We start from the raw sequence: 15,751 nt of genomic DNA on the forward strand, positions 1-15,751 counted from the left end.
GCGCGGGGCCGGGAACAACCTTGCCGCGCCGGGCGTAGATCCTGCACGATGGCGTGAAACGCTGGAAAGCGCGCCACGACCGGATTATGTGAGGATCATGTTCGACCGATTGATGAAATCGCTCTTCGGCGCACAGCCCGAAGAACTCCCCGCCGAGGACGCGCGCGTCGCGCTGACCGCGCTGCTCGTCCGTATCGCGAAATCCGATGGCCATTACGACGACGCTGAGCAGGACCAGATCCGCCAGATCGTCGCCGAGCGTTACGAGCTGACGCCGGAGCTCGCGCAGGATCTGATGTATCACGCCGCCGAGCTCGAGGCGCAGGCCCCCGACACGTTCCGCTTCACCGAGGCGATCAAGAACGCGGTGCCCTACGAGGATCGCAACAGCGTCGTCGCTGCCGCCTGGCGCGTGGTGATGGCCGACGGCGACCGCGCGGACGAGGAAGACGCGCTGATGCGGCTCATCGCCAAGTTCCTGGGTGTGTCCGACCGCGACTCCCACCTGGCGCGCCAACGCGCCGCGGGCTGACCGCGCTGCCCGATTTCCCGGCACTTTCCCCCACGGCAGCGCCCATGCGACGTCCGAAGGGTCAATCAATCATTGCAAACAGCCCCGATGTCGTCCTTACTCGGGCCTTGCAACCATGTGACCAAATGTCGTGCAAACCGAGCAACCGCCCGTCATAGAAATCCGCGATCTGCACAAGAGCTTCGGCGCCCTCGAGGTGCTGAAGGGCGTGAGCCTTTCGGCCCCGCGCGGCCACGCGATCTCGCTCATCGGCTCGTCCGGCTCGGGCAAGTCGACGCTTCTGCGCTGCTGCAATCTTCTGGAGGACAGCCAGTCGGGCGAGATCCTTTTCGAGGGTGAACCGATCCGCTGGACCGGCACCGGCGCTCACCGCCGGCCCGCCGACCGGGCGCAGGTCACGCGTATCCGCACGAACCTGTCGATGGTGTTCCAGTCCTTCAACCTGTGGTCCCACATGACGATCCTCGAGAACGTCATGGAGGCGCCGATGACGGTGCTGGGCCGCCCCAGGGCCGAGGTCGAGGAGGCCGCGCGCGGCTATCTCGACAAGGTCGGCATCGGCGACAAGTGCGACGCCTACCCGGCACAGCTTTCGGGCGGGCAACAGCAACGCGCGGCCATCGCGCGCGCGCTCTGCATGGAACCCAAGGCGCTGCTCTTCGACGAACCCACCTCCGCGCTCGACCCCGAGCTCGAACAGGAAGTGGTCCGCGTCATCAAGGCTCTCGCCGCCGAGGGACGCACGATGATCATCGTCACGCACGACATGCGCATGGCCCACGACGTGGCCGAACACGTGATCTTTCTCCACCAGGGCAAGATCGAGGAGGAAGGGCCACCCGAGGCGCTTTTCTCCAACCCCAAATCGGAACGGTTGCGGCAGTTCCTGTCCGCCACCGCGCCGGCATAAAGAACCAGCAAGGGAGCTACACTGATGAAAAAAATCGTCCTTTCCGCCGCCGCGCTCGCGATGACCGCAGGCATGGCGATGGCCGAGAGCCATTCGATGACGGTGCGCATGGGCACCGAAGGCGCCTACCCTCCGTTCAACTACCTCAACGATGACGGCGAGGTCGACGGTTTCGAGCGTGAGCTTGGCGACGCGATCTGCGAAACCGCCGAACTCACCTGCGAATGGGTGACGAACGAGTGGGATTCGATCATCCCGAACCTCGTTTCGGGCAACTACGACACGATCATCGCCGGCATGTCGATCACCGACGAGCGCGACGAGGTCATCGACTTCACGCAAGCTTACTTCCCGCCGGACCCCTCGGCCTTCGCCGCCATGTCCGACAGCTTCGACGGCACCGGCGTGATCGCGGCCCAGACCGGCACGATCCAGGCCAGCCACGTGGCCTCGATGGACGGCGCGCAGCTGGTCGAATACGCCACGCCGGATGAAACCATCGCGGCCCTGCGCAGCGGCGAGGCCGACGCGGTGCTCGCCGACAAGTCCTTCCTCGAGCCGATCGTCGCGGAAGACGCCGACCTGGTCTTCTCGGGCGGCGACGTCATGCTCGGCGGCGGTATCGGCATGGGCGTGCGCGAAAGCGACACCGAGCTCAAGGAAAAGCTCGACGCGGCCATCGCCAAGCTGAAGGAAGACGGCACCGTGAACACGCTCATCGAGAAGTGGTTCGACGGGATGGAAGCGCCCTATTGATCCGGACACGGGGCGGGCTTCGGCCCGCCCTGACTTCCCATGTTCGCAAGCTGCGCTGACCCAGAAACGCTGACGGGCCTCAACTGGCTGGCCTGTTACCTGACGAACGGCAAGCACCTGCTGTTCTACCAGTCCTTCGGGACTGTCATGCTCCTGCTCGTCATCACGGCCCCCGTCGCGCTCGCCTTCGGCTTTCTCGGCGCCAGCGCCGCGCGCTCGCACGTCGCGCCGTTTCGCTGGCTGGGCAAGAGCTACACCTCGATCGTGCGGGGCGTGCCCGACATCGCCTTCTTCCTCTTCTTCGTCATCGCGCTCGACCAGGCGTTCGAGTGGCTGCGCCACCAGGTGAAGTGCCCCGACTGGGGCCAGCCGATCCGCCAAGGGAGCGATTTCGTCGTGTGCGACGCGGCCAAGCTGCCGCTGTCGTCTTCGCCGCAATGGGTGCATGAGACCTACGGTTTCGCGCTCGCGGTCCTGACCTTCGCCATCGTCTTCGGCGCCTTCGCGGCGAACGTGCTCTTCGGCGCCATGCGTTCGGTCCCGCACGCGCAGATGGAAACCGCCGAGGCCTATGGCTTCTCGTCACGCCAGGCCTTCTGGCGCATCCTCGTGCCGCAAATGTGGCTCTACGCCCTGCCCGGCCTGTCGAACCTTTGGATGATCCTCATCAAGGCCACCCCGCTTCTGTTCCTGCTTGGCGTCGAGGACATCGTCTACTGGGCGCGCGAACTGGGCGGTTCCAAGACCGCGCGTTTCTCGGACTATCCGCACGGCGACTGGCGCATGTGGTATTTCGGCGCGCTGCTCGTGTTCTACCTGCTGCTCACCAAGGTCTCCGAGGTAGCCCTCGACCGCCTCATGACCCGCCTCAGCCACGGCCAGGCGACCTCGGGCGGCGAAGCCCAGAGAAAGGCCGCCGCATGAGCTGCTGGGAAACCATCGCGGATTACGGCCTGCGCTCGCTCGGCATCGGTGAAAGGCTCCTGCCGCGCTCCGACTTCACGCTGTGCCAGCAGTTCACCCTGATCGGGTCGGGCATGCTGTGGAACATCTACTTCGGCGTCCTGGCGCTGGCCTTCGGCTTCTTCCTGTCGATCGCGGTCGCGCTCGGAAAGGCGGCGCACAACCCGCTCCTGCGCAAGGCGGCGGAATGGTTCATCTTCCTTTTCCGCGGCTCGCCGCTCTTCATCCAGTTCTTCTTCGCATATTTCGCGTTCCTGTCGCTGAAATCGGTCCACCCCGTCTTCGACCCGTTCACCTCCGCCTGGCTCGGCGCGCTCATCGTGCTGTTTCTCAACACCTCCGCCTACGCCGGCGAGATCTTCTTCGGCGCGCTCAAGGCGATCCCCAAGGGCGACCTCGAGGCCGCGGATGCCTACGGCCTGATGGGCTGGAAACGCTTCCGCCGGATCACCTTTCCCACCATGCTGCGCCTGGCCTGGCCCGCCTACACGAACGAGGCGATCTTCCTCTTCCACGCCACCGCGCTGGTCTTCTTCTCGGGCTTTCCCGCCTGGCAGCAACGCGGCGACGCGCTCTATTATGCCAGCTACTTCGCGGACAAGACCTTCAATCCCTTCGTCCCCTACCCGATCCTGGCCTTCTATTTCATCCTGCTGACGCTCTGCGTGATCGGCGTCTTCGGCGCGATCAACCGGCGCCTGACGCGCCACCTCCCGCAGGACCGGCGGCCGAAGATGCGCCTGCGCCCCATGCTGGTGCGCTGACCGGACACCTCGGTCGGGGGACGATTGCACCCCCCGCGCGATGCGCCCCCAAGACCCCGCTTGCCGCCCCGCCGGACCTCCGGTAGGCTCGCGCCAAAATTTGATCAAATCGAGGCATCATGCTCATCGGCATCCTTCAGACCGGCCACATGCCGTACGCGCTCGTCGGCCAGACGGGCGATTACGCGGACATGTTCGAACGGCTCTTCGCGGGCTTCGGCTTCACCTTCCGCACCTGGAACGTGGTCGACGGGGACTTCCCCGAGGGCGCGGACGCGGCTGACGGGTGGCTCATCACCGGCTCGCGCCACGGCGCCTACGAGGAGCATGAGTGGATCGCGCCGCTGGAGCGGCTGATCCGCGAGATCTCGGAAAGCGGTCGGCCGATGGTCGGCATCTGCTTCGGCCACCAGATCATCGCCCAGGCGCTTGGCGGCAAGGTCGAGAAATTCCGCGGCGGCTGGTCGGTCGGGCGCCAGGTCTACGACTTCGGCGACGGTGAGCTGGCGCTCAACGCCTGGCACCAGGACCAGGTCACCGAACTGCCCCCGGGCGCGCAGGTCATCGCGGAGAACGATTTCTGCAAGAACGCCGGGATGGTGATCGGCAAGTCGATCTTCACGGTCCAGCCGCACCCGGAATTCGACCGCGATGTCGTCGCGGGCCTGATCGAGCACCGCTCGGCCGCCGTGCCGGGCGAACTCGTGGAAGGCGCGCGCGAGCGCCTGCACCAGCCCACCGACAGCGCCGAGCTCGCCACGCGCATGGCGGAGTTTCTCAAGAAAGGGGCCAAGTGATGGCCAAGGACTGGACCGCTACCCTCCCTGACGCCGCGCGCGCCTACCTGGAAAACCGACGGCTGGACGAGGTCGAATGCATCATCTCCGACCTGCCGGGCATCGCGCGCGGCAAGGCGGTGCCGGCCGCCAAGTTCGCGCGGCAGGACTACTTCCACCTGCCGGATTCGATCTTCTACCAGACCATCACGGGCGATTGGGGCGAGGCCGCGGGCGACGAGGGGTTCATCGAGCGCGACATGATCCTGAAGCCGGACATGTCCACCGCGAGCGCGGCGCCCTGGACCGGGGACTGGACGCTCCAGGTGATCCACGACGCCTATGACCGCAACGACGACCCGATCCCGTTCTCGCCGCGCAACGTGCTCAAGCGCGTGGTCGACCTCTACCACAAGCAGGGGTGGAAACCGATCGTGGCGCCCGAGATGGAATTCTTCCTCGTGGCGCGCAACCTCGACCCGGCCAAGAAGATCGAGCCCATGATGGGGCGTTCGGGCCGCCCGGCCGCCGCGCGCCAGGCCTATTCCATGACGGCAGTGGACGAGTTCGGACCGGTGATCGACGACATCTACGATTTCGCCGAGGCCCAGGGCTTCGAGATCGACGGCATCACCCAGGAAGGCGGGGCCGGTCAGCTCGAGATCAACCTGCGCCACGGCAACCCGGTGAAGCTTGCCGACGAGGTGTTCTTCTTCAAGCGCCTGATCCGCGAGGCCGCGCTGCGCCACGACTGCTTCGCCACCTTCATGGCCAAGCCGATCGCGGAGGAACCGGGCAGCGCGATGCACATCCACCATTCGGTGGCGGATCTCGAGACCGGCAAGAACATCTTCTCGGGCCCCAACGGCGGCGACACGGATGCCTTCTTCACCTTCATCGGCGGGCTTCAGACCCACCTGCCCGGCGTGATCGCCGTGATGGCGCCCTACGTGAACAGCTACCGGCGCTACGTCCGCGACAACGCGGCCCCCATCAACCTCGAATGGGGCCGCGACAATCGCACGACAGGCATCCGCATCCCGATCTCCGGCCCCGACGCACGCCGGATCGAGAACCGGCTCACCGGCATGGACGCCAACCCCTACCTCGCGATGGCCGCCTCGCTCGCCGCGGGCTACCTGGGCATGATGAACGAAACGCGCGCCGAGCCGCAGTTCCGCGGCGACGCCTACGACGGGGACGAGGCGATCCCGCGCGACCTGTGGTCCGCGCTCGACCTCTTCGATGCGGCCACGGACATGCACGAGATTCTGGGACCCGAATTCGCCCGCGTCTATTCCATCGTGAAGCGTACGGAATACGAGGGCTTCCTGTCGGTCATCAGCCCTTGGGAACGCGAGCACCTGCTGCTCAACGTCTGACGCCAGGACGGTCAGGATACCCCGACCGGGGCCCCCGCTTATTTTTCTTTGCAGGCTTTCATGCCGGTGTTACAGTTTTCCCGAATATCATCTTCGGGAAAACCGAAAAGGATACGAGCATGACCCTGGGCCCCAACGTATACGACGCCGAACCGATCCCCGAGGCCGCCCGCGCCGAGATCGACCGGCTGCTGCAATCCGGCGACCTGTTCCGCTACACCGCGCCCGAAAACGCGCCGGTGTCGCTGCTGGAGCGGGAATTCGCCGACATGATGGGCGTGAAATACGCGCTGGCCGTCAGCTCCTGCTCTGCCGCGCTCTTTCTGTCGCTGAAGGCCCTGGGCCTGCCGCGCGACACCAAGGTGCTCATCCCGGCGTTCACCTTCGCCGCGGTCCCCTCTTCGGTCGTGCACGCGGATTGCGTGCCGGTGCTGGTCGACGTGCAGGACAACTACCGCGTCGACATGACCGATTTCGAAGCCAAGCTCACGGACGAGATCGGGGCGGTCATCATCAGCCACATGCGCGGCCACACGTCGGACATGGACGCGATCATGGCGCTCTGCGACGCCAAGGGCGTGCCCGTGGTCGAGGACGCGGCCCACTCGCTCGGCACGCTCTGGCACGGGGAGAAGATCGGCACGATCGGCAAGATCGGCTGTTTCTCGTTCCAGTCCTACAAGATGCTCAACGCCGGTGAAGGCGGTGTCCTGATCACCGACGATCCCGACGTGATCGCGCGGGCCGTGATCATGTCCGGCGCGTATGAGCACAACTGGAAGAAGCACAAGGGCCCGCACGGCGACAACACCTCGGAACTCGAAGACGCCTTCGCGCGCTGGCAGAACAAGCTGCCGCTCTACAACACGCGCCTGTCGAACCTGTCGGCGGCCGTGATCCGGCCCCAGATCCCGGAACTCGAGCGCCGGGTGACCGACGGGCTGCGCAACCACGATTACGTGGCCGAGAAGCTCAACACGAGCCCCTGGATCGACGTGCCGGCCGCGCTGGCGCCCGAGACCCGCGCGCCCGACTCGATCCAGTTCAACCTCGTGGGGATGTCCGAGGCCGAAACCCGCGCCTTCATGGACGCCGCCAAGGCCCGCGGCGTATCGGTGCAGGTCTTCGGCCTGCACACCGACAACGCGCGCGCCTACCGCAACTGGGGCTTCCTGGGCGACCCGGGTCCGCTGCCGGGCACCGACCAGATGCTCACCAAGGCCTGCGACACCCGCCTGCCCGTCCGGCTGAAGAAGCCGGAACTGGATTTCATCGCCGATGCGCTGATCGCGGCGGCGGCGGACGTCAAAGAGGCCGCCTCGGTCGCCGCCGAGTAAGGCGCGCCACGGAAAAGGCGAAGGGCCGTCCCGCAGGGCGGCCCTTTTTCATGCGCGCTCAGGCCGTCAGGCCGTCGGCAAACCGCGCCGGCTGATCCACCACGAAGCGCGCGCGCAGCGCGATGGCCGTGACGATGGGCAGGACCGCGGCGCCCAGGAACATCACGGCAAAGCCCGGCCCGTCGACGACCAGCCCCGCCAGCGCAGGCCCCGACAGGTTGCCCGCCGCGGTGGCCAGCAGCGCCGCCGTGAAGGCGCGCGACGGGCAGCCGGGGAACAGCCGTTCGGACCAGATGGCCAGCACGGCGCTCGTCATCATCACGTTCATGCCCTGGAGACCCGCCGACAGGACAAGTCCCGCCCACCCCCCGGACAGGAGCCCGACGGATGCCAGCGACCCCGCCCCGGCCAGCATGAGCAGGCGCAGGAGCGCGGTCAGCCCGATCCGGTCGCGTATCCGTCCGGTGGCAAGACCCGCGAGCCCGAAGAAGCCGTAGAATATGAAGACCAGCGCCGGCGTGGTGCCGCCCGGCATGCCGGGCACGCCCGCCCGCGCGAAGGCGTCGGCGGCGAACGAGATGTAGATCGCGGACGTGACACCGAAAACGAAGGCCACGGCGAAAAGAGGGGCGGCCGGCCACCGTAGAAGCGCGCGCCACCCGTGCTTCGGGGGAGGATCCTGCGACTTGTCGATCCCGCGCAGCACCGCCCAGTTCGCCAGGAGTGCCAGCGCGGACCCCACCGCGAAGATCGTCCAGCACAGGCGCCAGCCGAATCCGGCGAACGCCATGCCGAGCGCGATGAGGCCGGCAACGGCGATCCCGGCGCTGGTGCCCGTGCTGATCTCGGACAGGGCCGTCTTGCGATCGACCTCGCGCACCTTGCGGTGAACGGCGTCATTGAAGGGCGTCCAGGCGAACCCGGCGCTCGATGCGGCAAGGAAGACGCCCGGGGCGAGCACCCAGACGCCAGGGGCCAGCACGATGGTCAAGATGCCGAGTGTCGCCGCGGCAAGCCCGCTCACGACCGGGATCGCCGGTCCCCGGCGCTCGAGCAGGACCTGCGCGATGAGCAGCCCGACGAGGAAGCCCGCGAAGCCGAGGCTCGAGACGAGTCCCACGGCGGTGGACGACATCGAGAACGCCGCCTGGAACTCCGGCACGAAAAGACCGAAGCCCATGCGCGCAGGCCCGAAGCTCACGGCGGTGGCCGCGAACCCGGCAGCGGACAGGCGTTGGGCATCGGTCAACATCGCGCCCCCTCGGTCGCATGGCGTTCGGAGGGGAAACGCGGCAGTCCGGGCGGATGTTCAACCTGCCCTCGGGCTCTCGCTCAGAGCACCCGCATCTTGTCGGCAAGCCACGGCATGCGTTCGTGGAACGGCGTGATGATCATTTCGCCCAGGTGACGCTTCATGCGCCGCGCCACGTCGCCCGGCAGATCGCCCAGCACGCCGCGTCGCGCGGTCAGGGTGATGCGGCGCGTGAAGGTCGGGAACGGCAGCTCGATGATGTCGACATCGCCAACGAACCGCTGCGCGCGGAGCACGCCCAGCGGTGTCAGGATCGTCCACCCGGCCCCGGCGGCGACCATCGACAGGATCGCGTGGTAGCTGTCGAGTTCGAACCGGTGGCTCAGGCGCAGGTCCTGCGTGGCGAGGTGCGAGGCGATCTGGCGGCCCATGAAATGGCGCGCCGAATACTGAACGAGCGGGAGCGCGCGCAGCTCTTCGAGCCGGTTCTCGCCCAACCGCCCGCGCGGGACGGCGGCCACGAAAGGCTCTTCGAGAAGCGGGTGAACCTCCTGCCCCTCGGCCGCCTCGCCCATGTCCGCCGACACGACGAGATCGAGCGCGCGCGCCTCCAACTGGTCGAACAGGCGGTGCGAGGCGCCGGTTTCCAGCAGGAACTGCGTGCGCGGCCAATCATGCGCAAGCTCGGTCAGAAGCGCGGGCGTTACGTCGGCATCGAAATCCTCGATCATCCCGATGCGGAACCGGCTGAGGCGCGTCATGTCGGCCGCGGCAAGCTCGGCCCTTGCCTGCTCGGCCTCGTTCAGGATGGCGAGCGCCCTGCGGCGGAACAGCTCGCCTGCCGGCGTGCATGTCAGGGGTCGCGCCGACCGGTCGATCAGCGACGTGCCCACGGCGGTTTCGAGATTGGCAAGCTGCTGGCTCACGCTCGAGGGGCTGGCCCCCAGCCGCCGCGCGGCCGCGGAAATCGAGCGTTCATCGGCGATGGCCGCGAAGACCTCGACCCCCCACAACGTGATGCGGCCCGTCGTTTCTCCCACGTTTCGCTCCACGTGCGGTGACCGGTGCCGGGGCCGGGATTACAGCCCCGAGAGTTTCTTCTGCAGGTCGGCGAGCTGCTTCTTGATCTCGTCGAGCTCCTCGCCCTTGTCGGAGCCGGCGCTCTCGTCGCCCTCGTCCGGCTGCGGGCCCGAGGCCGCGCCCGGCCAGCTCGACATCATCGCTTTCATGAAAGCCTGCTGCTGGGCCTGCAACGCGTCGAACCCGGGCATCTGCGACATCGGGTTCGGGATCGACTGCATGTTCTCCATCATCTGCGATTGCTGCTGGCGCAGCATTTCGAAGGAATTGGCCAGGAACTGCGGCACGATCGACTGCGCCTGCGTGGTGTAGCTGCGCACGAGATCGGTCAGCACGTCGACCGGCAGGACGTTCTCGCCCCGGCTTTCGTGCTCCGCGATGATCTGGAGAAGGTATTGCCGCGTCAGGTCGTCGCCCGACTTGAGATCGACGATCTGAACCTCGCGCCCCTCGGCAATGAACCCGGCGATGTCTTCGAGCGTCACGTAGTCCGAAGTCTCGGTGTTATAAAGCCGTCGGCTCGCGTAGCGCTTGATGAGGAGCGGTTCTGTGCTTTCGGCCACGTGGTCCTCCCAACTCTTTGACGGCGCAGGTTACTTTGCCGGCGCAGAAAAAACACTACGCCAGTGCAGAAACGAAAAGCAAGCCTTCATGGGAACGGGATGCGTGCACGGGGTTCGCGCACAAAAAAGGCGGGCCCGTCGGGGCCCGCCAGGGTGTTCTTGCCGGCAGGGAGGAGGAGGCCGGCCAAGAAATCCTTACTTGGAAGCGGCTTTCGTCGCCTTGGACACCTCGTCGGTGGCCTTCTTGACGTTCTTCGACGCTTCTTCGCCCATGTCCTTGCCAGCGGCGAGCATCAGCTCGACGGTGTCCATCTGGACCTTCTTGGCGACTTCGGCGAAGGCCGACATGTGCTCGGCGGCCGATTCAGCCTGGGCCGAAGCGAACTCGGTCATGGCTTTGGTGTAGTCGGCCGGGTCGGCTTTCGTGGACGACAGGTCGCCCATCTTCGAGATGGTCGTCTTGGTCCAGGCGGTCGAGATTTCGGTCGACTTGTCAGCGGCTTCGAGGGCGACTTTCGTCATCTTCTCGCCGAACGCCTGGCTGGACTTCATCGCGCCTTCGAAGGCGGACATGTCCATCGGGAACGAGCCCATCATGTCTTGCATCATCTTGGTGTAGTCGTTGGTGGCTTTGGCCATTGGTCTGTCTCCAGTCTTCCCGAGATTGACCCCGGGGTGAATTTCTGCGTGTGCAAAGAATATGCGTGCTGCAGTGCAGAAAATCAAGACTTTTTCTGCACTGCAGCATAAATTGCGGCTGGAGACGGAAAATCCTTTTGGATCAGACCTTTGGGCAGCCGATCACGTAGGTTCCGGGGGCTTTTTCCATCGGCGGATGGTCCGAATCGCCCACCTCGCGGGCCTCGATCTTCTTGCCGGAACGCTTGGCGAGCCACTTGCCCCAGCGGCCCCACCAGGTGCCGTCGTGGCGCGTGGCGCCGGCCTGCCAGTCCTCCGGCGCTTCCGGCCAGTCCTCGTTCGTGTAGTGGCCGTACTTCTTCTTGGCCGGCGGGTTCACGATGCCGGCGATGTGCCCCGACTCCGACAGGATGAACGTCTTGTCCTGGGACCCCATCTTGCGCATGCCCCGGTAGGAGCTGCGCCAGGCCGCGATGTGGTCGGTTTCGCAGGCGATGGCACAGATCGGAACGTCGACGTCCTCGATCCGGAGCCGCGTACCCAGAAGCGGGAAGCCCTTGCCCTCCCCCGCGAACTTGTCCTGCTGGCACAGGCCGCGCAGGTACTCCATCGCCATGCGCCCGGGCAGGTTCGTGGAATCCCCGTTCCAGTAGAGCAGGTCGAAGGCGGGCGGCGCCTTGCCCATCATGTAGGACTTGATCGCGGGGCCGTAGATCAGGTCGCGCGAACGCAGGAAGCTGAAGGTGCGCGACATGAAGATCGAGGGCAGAACGCCCTTGTCCCCCACTTCCGCCTCGATCCCGTCGACGAAATCGTCGTCGAGGAACACCCCCACTTCGCCCTGGTCCGAGAAATCGGTGAGCGCGGTGAAGAAGGTGGCGGAATGGATCGGATCCTCGCCCCGCTTCTTCAGAAGCGACAGGGTGAGCGCCAGTGTCGTGCCCGCGATGCAGTAGCCCACCACGTTGACCTTGTCCTGCCCGGTCATCGCGCGCACTTCGTTGATCGCGGTGAGATAGCCGTCCTCGACGTAATCCTCGAGCCCGGTGTCGGCATAGCTCGCATCCGGGTTGATCCAGGACACGACGTAGAGCGTGAAACCCTGCTCCACGATCCAGCGGATCAGGCTGTCTTCCGGCTTCAGGTCGAGGATGTAGAACTTGTTGATCCAGGGCGGGAAGATGACCAGCGGGCGTTCGTAGACCTTGTCGGTCTGCGCCTTGTACTGGATCAGCTCGAACATGTGGTTGCGAAAGACCACGTTGCCCTCGGCCGTGCCCAGGTTCTCGCCCACCTTGAAGGCGTCGGGGTCGGACAGCGTGACGACCAGTTCGCCGTCGTTGGCCTCCAGGTCCCGGATCATGTTCTCGAGCCCGTCGACCAGCGACTGCCCCTCGGTCTGGATCGCGTGCTCCAGCGCGTCGGGGTTGGTCGCCAGGAAGTTCGTGGGCGACATCAGGTCGATGATCTGCTGGGTGAAATACGTCACCCGCCGCCGGTCCCGGTCATCGAGGTTCTCGAGCGACTCGACCGCCTCCTGCATCGCCTCGGACGTGATCAGGTACTGCTGCTTGAGGTAGTTGAAATAGGGGTGCGACTCCCACAGCGGGTTGCGAAAGCGCGGATCGGGGCCGGTCATGTCCTCGGGCGGCGCATGTTCCGTGAACAGCGCCTGCTGTGCTTCGACGGCGTGCTTGAGCGTCTTGCCCCAGTACTCGACCTGGTTTTCGAGCACCTTGCCGGGGTTCTGCATCATTTCCGACCAGTAGGCGCCCATCGTCTTGACGTAGAAGTCCTGGCCGGGGCCCTGAAGTGAAGGTCGAATCGCCTGCTTTTTCGCAAGTGCAGCAGCGAAGCGTTCGGAGAGCTCCTCGATCCGTTCCATGTTTTTCTGAAGCTTTTCGGTGCTTTCCCGCGTGTTCACTTCGTCCGTTGCCATGCAGAATATTCCACCCTATCGTGCTTTGCACTTGCAGCATCGCCGCGATGCTCTTCCGTCAGAAGCGTAACGGACGAGTGGTGCGCGACGCAAATGAAAGGCTTACCATGCGTTACCTTCCGACCTACGACCTGATGGAAACGGTTCGCAATACCAACCAGTGGCTTGGTGCGACGGCGCAGGCGATGGGGGCCTACCCGGCCGTCCAGGCGCTGCCCAACCCGTTCTTCCAGTGGCTCTCCGCCTGGGGAGAGGTGACCGAGCGCAGCTTCGCGCGCATGGTGGCCAAGCCCGATTGGGGCATCTACACCGTTGTCGGCGAAGACGGACGCGACCACGTGGTCAACGTCGAGAAGCTGATCGAGAAGCCCTTCGGCGACCTGATCCACTTCGACGTGGTCGGCCGTGCGCCGAAAGAGCGCCGCGTCCTGCTGGTGGCCCCGATGTCGGGCCACTACGCCACGCTCCTGCGTTCGACCGTCGCCTCGCTCCTGCCCGATTGCGAAGTCTACATCACCGACTGGCACAACGCGCGCGAGATCCCGGTGTCGCAGGGCAAGTTCGACATCGAGGATTACACCCTCTATCTCGTCGACTTCATGAAAGAGCTGGGGCCCGACATCAACGTCGTGGCCGTCTGCCAGCCCGCGCCCCTCGCGCTTGCCGCGACCGCCTATCTCGCAGACATCGACCCGGACGCGCAGCCGCAGACGCTGACGCTCATCGGCGGGCCGATCGACCCGGACGCCAACGCCACCGACGTGACCGACTTCGGCAACCGCGTGACGATGGGCTATCTCGAGGAAACCGCGATCCAGCGCGTGGGCTTCAAGTATGCCGGCGCCGGGCGCATGGTCTACCCGGGCCTTCTGCAATTGTCGTCCTTCATGGCGATGAACGCGGACAAGCACGCCAAGGCCTTCACCGACCAGATCATGGCGGTGGCGCGCGGCGAGGCCGGGGATCACGACAAGCACAACAAGTTCTACGACGAATACCTCGCCGTGATGGACATGACGGCCGAGTTCTACCTCTCCACCGTCGAGCGCATCTTCAAGGGACGCGAGATCGCGACGAACGACTTCGTCGTCGCCGGCCGGCAGGTCGACATCGGCAAGATCACCAACGTGGCGGTAAAGACGGTCGAAGGCTCGAAGGACGACATCTCGGCCCCTGGCCAGTGCAGCGCCGCCCTGCCCCTTCTGACCGGCCTGGCGGAAGAGAAGAAAGCGCAACACATCGAGGACGGGGCGGGCCATTACGGCATCTTCGCCGGCAAGTCCTGGCGCAACAACATCCGCCCGCTCGTGCTTCGGTTCATGGATAGCCACGCCGGCGAACATGCGGGCAAGGCCAAGTCGGGCAAGGGCCCGGCGCTCAAGGCGGTCTGAGGATCAGGCGACCGGCGGAAGATCGAGCCACGCGTTGAGCGCGAGCGAGGTCTTTTCCGGCGTCTCGAGCGTGGGCAGATGGCCCGCGTCGTCGATCACCGCGAGTTCCGCGTAAGGCATCAACTCGGCCAGGAAGCTGTGGCGCTTGACCGGCGTGATCTTGTCGTGCTCGCCGCACAGGACGAGCGACGGCACCCGCAGATGGGCCAGCGCGGCCTGCCCGTCGGGGCGGCGCTGAAGCGCGCGGGACTGGCGCACGAAGACCTCGATGCCCTGCGCGCGCGCCATCTCCGCCACCGTGGCCATCGTGGCTTCCCGGTTCGGACCCGGTGCGAAGGTATCCTCGGGCAGCGCGTCCGCCATCGCCTCGTCGAGCTGTCCGGCCTGCGCCTTCACGATCTGCGGTTCGCGCCACACGGCCTGTTCGGGCGTTTCCACCAGCGGGAGGCTCGAGATCAGGCAGAGCCGCGTCACGCGCTCCGGCACCCGTCGCAGCATCTCGATCGCCACGATGGCCCCCATCGCCACGCCGCAGAGCGCGAAGCGCGGCGGCGCCTGGTGCAGCACCTCGGCCGCGATCTCGCGGATCGAGTGGCCGCGCGAGATGTTGGCGACGTGAACGGGATGCCGGGCCGAAAGGTCTGCGATCTGGGGCGCGAAGACCCGGGCGTCGGACATCATGCCCGGGACCAGCAGCACCGGCTCCTTCATGCCAGCACCTCCTCCACCGACTGGATGAGGAGCGCGAGGCACGCCTCGTCGGAAAAGCGGTGGTCGGCGCCCTTCACGAAGGTCAGCCGCACGTCGTCGCCCCGGATGTTGTCGAGGAGGTTGAGCGCAACCTGCCGCTCCACGTCCGCGTCCGCGGTGCCCTGGAGCAGGCGCACCGGGAACGGCATCTGGAGCGGTTCGCGCAGGACGAGGTTCCGGCGGCCGTCCTCGATCAGCTTTCGCGTGATCGGATAGGGGTCTCCGTAATCGGAGGGCAGGAAGATCTGGCCCTCGCGCTTCAGCTTGGCGCGCTCGATCTCGTTCAGGTCGCGCCACATGCTGTCCTCGGTGAAATCCGGGGCCGCGGCGACGCCGACGAAGCCCGCGCATTTCTTGCCCAGCTCACGGATGAGAAGCGCGCTGATCCAGCCGCCCATCGAGGAACCGACCAGGACCTGCGGGCCCTTGGTGACCGCCTCGATCACGGACCGCGCATCCTCGGCCCATTCGCCGATGCAGCCATCGGTGAAAGCCCCCGAACTCTGGCCGTGGCCGGAATAGTCGAACCGGAGGAAGGACCGGCCCGCCTGCTTCGCCCAGGCCTCGAGCGCGAGGGCCTTTGTGCCCTCCATGTCGGATTTGAACCCGCCGAGAAAGACGACACCCGGTCCTTTGCCCTCGGTTTTGTGATACGCGATCCGCCGTCCCGCGGCGGTGTCGTGAAAGCTCGGTTCAACCACGCGAGTGCCCCCTTGT

At 65.9% G+C, this 15,751-nt stretch carries 16 protein-coding genes; 9 read left to right on the forward strand and 7 right to left on the reverse strand.

The features are described 5' to 3' along the window. Positions 1-97: 97 nt before the first annotated feature. From GQE99_RS14010 to GQE99_RS14045, 8 genes are all read left to right on the forward strand, one after another. A complete protein-coding gene (locus GQE99_RS14010; RefSeq protein ID WP_161352251.1) occupies positions 98-532 on the forward strand; it encodes a tellurite resistance TerB family protein in 435 nt (144 codons plus the stop codon). Positions 533-662: 130 nt separating this feature from the next. Beyond that, complete coding sequence (locus tag GQE99_RS14015; RefSeq protein WP_161352252.1) at positions 663-1,442, forward strand: ABC transporter ATP-binding protein; 780 nt, start codon at positions 663-665, stop codon at positions 1,440-1,442. Between the two features lie 24 nt (positions 1,443-1,466). Continuing rightward, complete coding sequence (locus tag GQE99_RS14020) at positions 1,467-2,198, forward strand: transporter substrate-binding domain-containing protein (protein ID WP_161352253.1); 732 nt, start codon at positions 1,467-1,469, stop codon at positions 2,196-2,198. Between the two features lie 39 nt (positions 2,199-2,237). After that, positions 2,238-3,122, forward strand: a complete 885-nt coding sequence (locus tag GQE99_RS14025) for an ABC transporter permease (RefSeq protein ID WP_161352254.1) — start codon at positions 2,238-2,240, stop codon at positions 3,120-3,122. Next, complete coding sequence (locus GQE99_RS14030) at positions 3,119-3,925, forward strand: ABC transporter permease (RefSeq protein ID WP_161352255.1); 807 nt, start codon at positions 3,119-3,121, stop codon at positions 3,923-3,925. The genes GQE99_RS14025 and GQE99_RS14030 overlap by 4 nt, the downstream gene beginning before the upstream one ends. A gap of 119 nt (positions 3,926-4,044) precedes the next feature. Next, positions 4,045-4,722, forward strand: a complete 678-nt coding sequence (locus GQE99_RS14035) for a type 1 glutamine amidotransferase (RefSeq protein WP_161352256.1) — start codon at positions 4,045-4,047, stop codon at positions 4,720-4,722. After that, positions 4,722-6,083, forward strand: a complete 1,362-nt coding sequence (locus tag GQE99_RS14040; protein ID WP_161352257.1) for a glutamine synthetase family protein — start codon at positions 4,722-4,724, stop codon at positions 6,081-6,083. The genes GQE99_RS14035 and GQE99_RS14040 overlap by 1 nt, the downstream gene beginning before the upstream one ends. Positions 6,084-6,202: 119 nt before the next feature. Continuing rightward, entirely contained in the window at positions 6,203-7,420 is a 1,218-nt protein-coding gene (locus tag GQE99_RS14045; RefSeq protein ID WP_161352258.1) for a DegT/DnrJ/EryC1/StrS family aminotransferase, read from the forward strand. A 58-nt stretch (positions 7,421-7,478) separates the two neighbouring features. Here GQE99_RS14045 and GQE99_RS14050 read toward each other — a convergent pair whose 3' ends face one another. From GQE99_RS14050 to GQE99_RS14070, 5 genes are all read right to left on the reverse strand, one after another. Beyond that, on the reverse strand, positions 7,479-8,672 hold the full coding sequence (locus GQE99_RS14050; protein ID WP_161352259.1) for an MFS transporter: 1,194 nt from the start codon (positions 8,670-8,672) through the stop codon (positions 7,479-7,481). Between the two features lie 80 nt (positions 8,673-8,752). Further along, on the reverse strand, positions 8,753-9,712 hold the full coding sequence (locus tag GQE99_RS14055; protein ID WP_161352260.1) for a LysR family transcriptional regulator: 960 nt from the start codon (positions 9,710-9,712) through the stop codon (positions 8,753-8,755). A gap of 39 nt (positions 9,713-9,751) precedes the next feature. Continuing rightward, positions 9,752-10,315, reverse strand: coding sequence for a polyhydroxyalkanoate synthesis repressor PhaR (gene phaR / locus GQE99_RS14060; RefSeq protein ID WP_161352261.1), 564 nt, complete (start codon positions 10,313-10,315; stop codon positions 9,752-9,754). 195 nt (positions 10,316-10,510) lie between these two features. Beyond that, the gene (locus tag GQE99_RS14065) at positions 10,511-10,954 is read right to left on the reverse strand and encodes a phasin family protein (RefSeq protein ID WP_161352262.1); all 444 of its coding nucleotides are present in this window, start codon (positions 10,952-10,954) and stop codon (positions 10,511-10,513) included. A gap of 142 nt (positions 10,955-11,096) precedes the next feature. Beyond that, positions 11,097-12,893, reverse strand: coding sequence for a PHA/PHB synthase family protein (locus GQE99_RS14070; RefSeq protein ID WP_161352263.1), 1,797 nt, complete (start codon positions 12,891-12,893; stop codon positions 11,097-11,099). 107 nt (positions 12,894-13,000) lie between these two features. Here GQE99_RS14070 and phaZ point away from each other — a divergent pair, with 107 nt between their 5' ends. Further along, positions 13,001-14,284 (forward strand): polyhydroxyalkanoate depolymerase, encoded by a 1,284-nt coding sequence (gene phaZ / locus GQE99_RS14075; RefSeq protein ID WP_161352264.1) that lies wholly within the window; start codon positions 13,001-13,003, stop codon positions 14,282-14,284. Positions 14,285-14,287: 3 nt separating this feature from the next. On the opposite strand, the gene GQE99_RS14080 is transcribed toward phaZ, so the two are convergent. Both GQE99_RS14080 and GQE99_RS14085 read right to left on the reverse strand, forming a co-directional pair. Further along, on the reverse strand, positions 14,288-14,995 hold the full coding sequence (locus GQE99_RS14080) for an alpha/beta fold hydrolase (RefSeq protein WP_161352265.1): 708 nt from the start codon (positions 14,993-14,995) through the stop codon (positions 14,288-14,290). Next, positions 14,992-15,735: an alpha/beta fold hydrolase gene (locus GQE99_RS14085; protein ID WP_161352266.1), complete on the reverse strand. Its 744-nt coding sequence runs from the start codon at positions 15,733-15,735 to the stop codon at positions 14,992-14,994. Before GQE99_RS14085 ends, GQE99_RS14080 begins: the two co-directional genes overlap by 4 nt. Positions 15,736-15,751: the final 16 nt, after the last annotated feature.

This window comes from Maritimibacter harenae, from assembly GCF_009882975.1.
GTDB classification, from domain to species: Bacteria; Pseudomonadota; Alphaproteobacteria; order Rhodobacterales; family Rhodobacteraceae; genus Maritimibacter; species Maritimibacter harenae.

Coding starts and splice junctions, on each gene's coding strand:
- GQE99_RS14010 (WP_161352251.1), top strand. CDS start 98: ATGTTCGACCGATTGATGAAATCGCTCTTCGGCGCACAGCCCGAAGAA.
- GQE99_RS14020 (WP_161352253.1), top strand. CDS start 1,467: ATGAAAAAAATCGTCCTTTCCGCCGCCGCGCTCGCGATGACCGCAGGC.
- GQE99_RS14025 (WP_161352254.1), top strand. CDS start 2,238: ATGTTCGCAAGCTGCGCTGACCCAGAAACGCTGACGGGCCTCAACTGG.
- GQE99_RS14030 (WP_161352255.1), top strand. CDS start 3,119: ATGAGCTGCTGGGAAACCATCGCGGATTACGGCCTGCGCTCGCTCGGC.
- GQE99_RS14035 (WP_161352256.1), top strand. CDS start 4,045: ATGCTCATCGGCATCCTTCAGACCGGCCACATGCCGTACGCGCTCGTC.
- GQE99_RS14040 (WP_161352257.1), top strand. CDS start 4,722: ATGGCCAAGGACTGGACCGCTACCCTCCCTGACGCCGCGCGCGCCTAC.
- GQE99_RS14045 (WP_161352258.1), top strand. CDS start 6,203: ATGACCCTGGGCCCCAACGTATACGACGCCGAACCGATCCCCGAGGCC.
- GQE99_RS14050 (WP_161352259.1), bottom strand. CDS start 8,672: ATGTTGACCGATGCCCAACGCCTGTCCGCTGCCGGGTTCGCGGCCACC.
- GQE99_RS14065 (WP_161352262.1), bottom strand. CDS start 10,954: ATGGCCAAAGCCACCAACGACTACACCAAGATGATGCAAGACATGATG.
- GQE99_RS14070 (WP_161352263.1), bottom strand. CDS start 12,893: ATGGCAACGGACGAAGTGAACACGCGGGAAAGCACCGAAAAGCTTCAG.
- phaZ (WP_161352264.1), top strand. CDS start 13,001: ATGCGTTACCTTCCGACCTACGACCTGATGGAAACGGTTCGCAATACC.
- GQE99_RS14080 (WP_161352265.1), bottom strand. CDS start 14,995: ATGAAGGAGCCGGTGCTGCTGGTCCCGGGCATGATGTCCGACGCCCGG.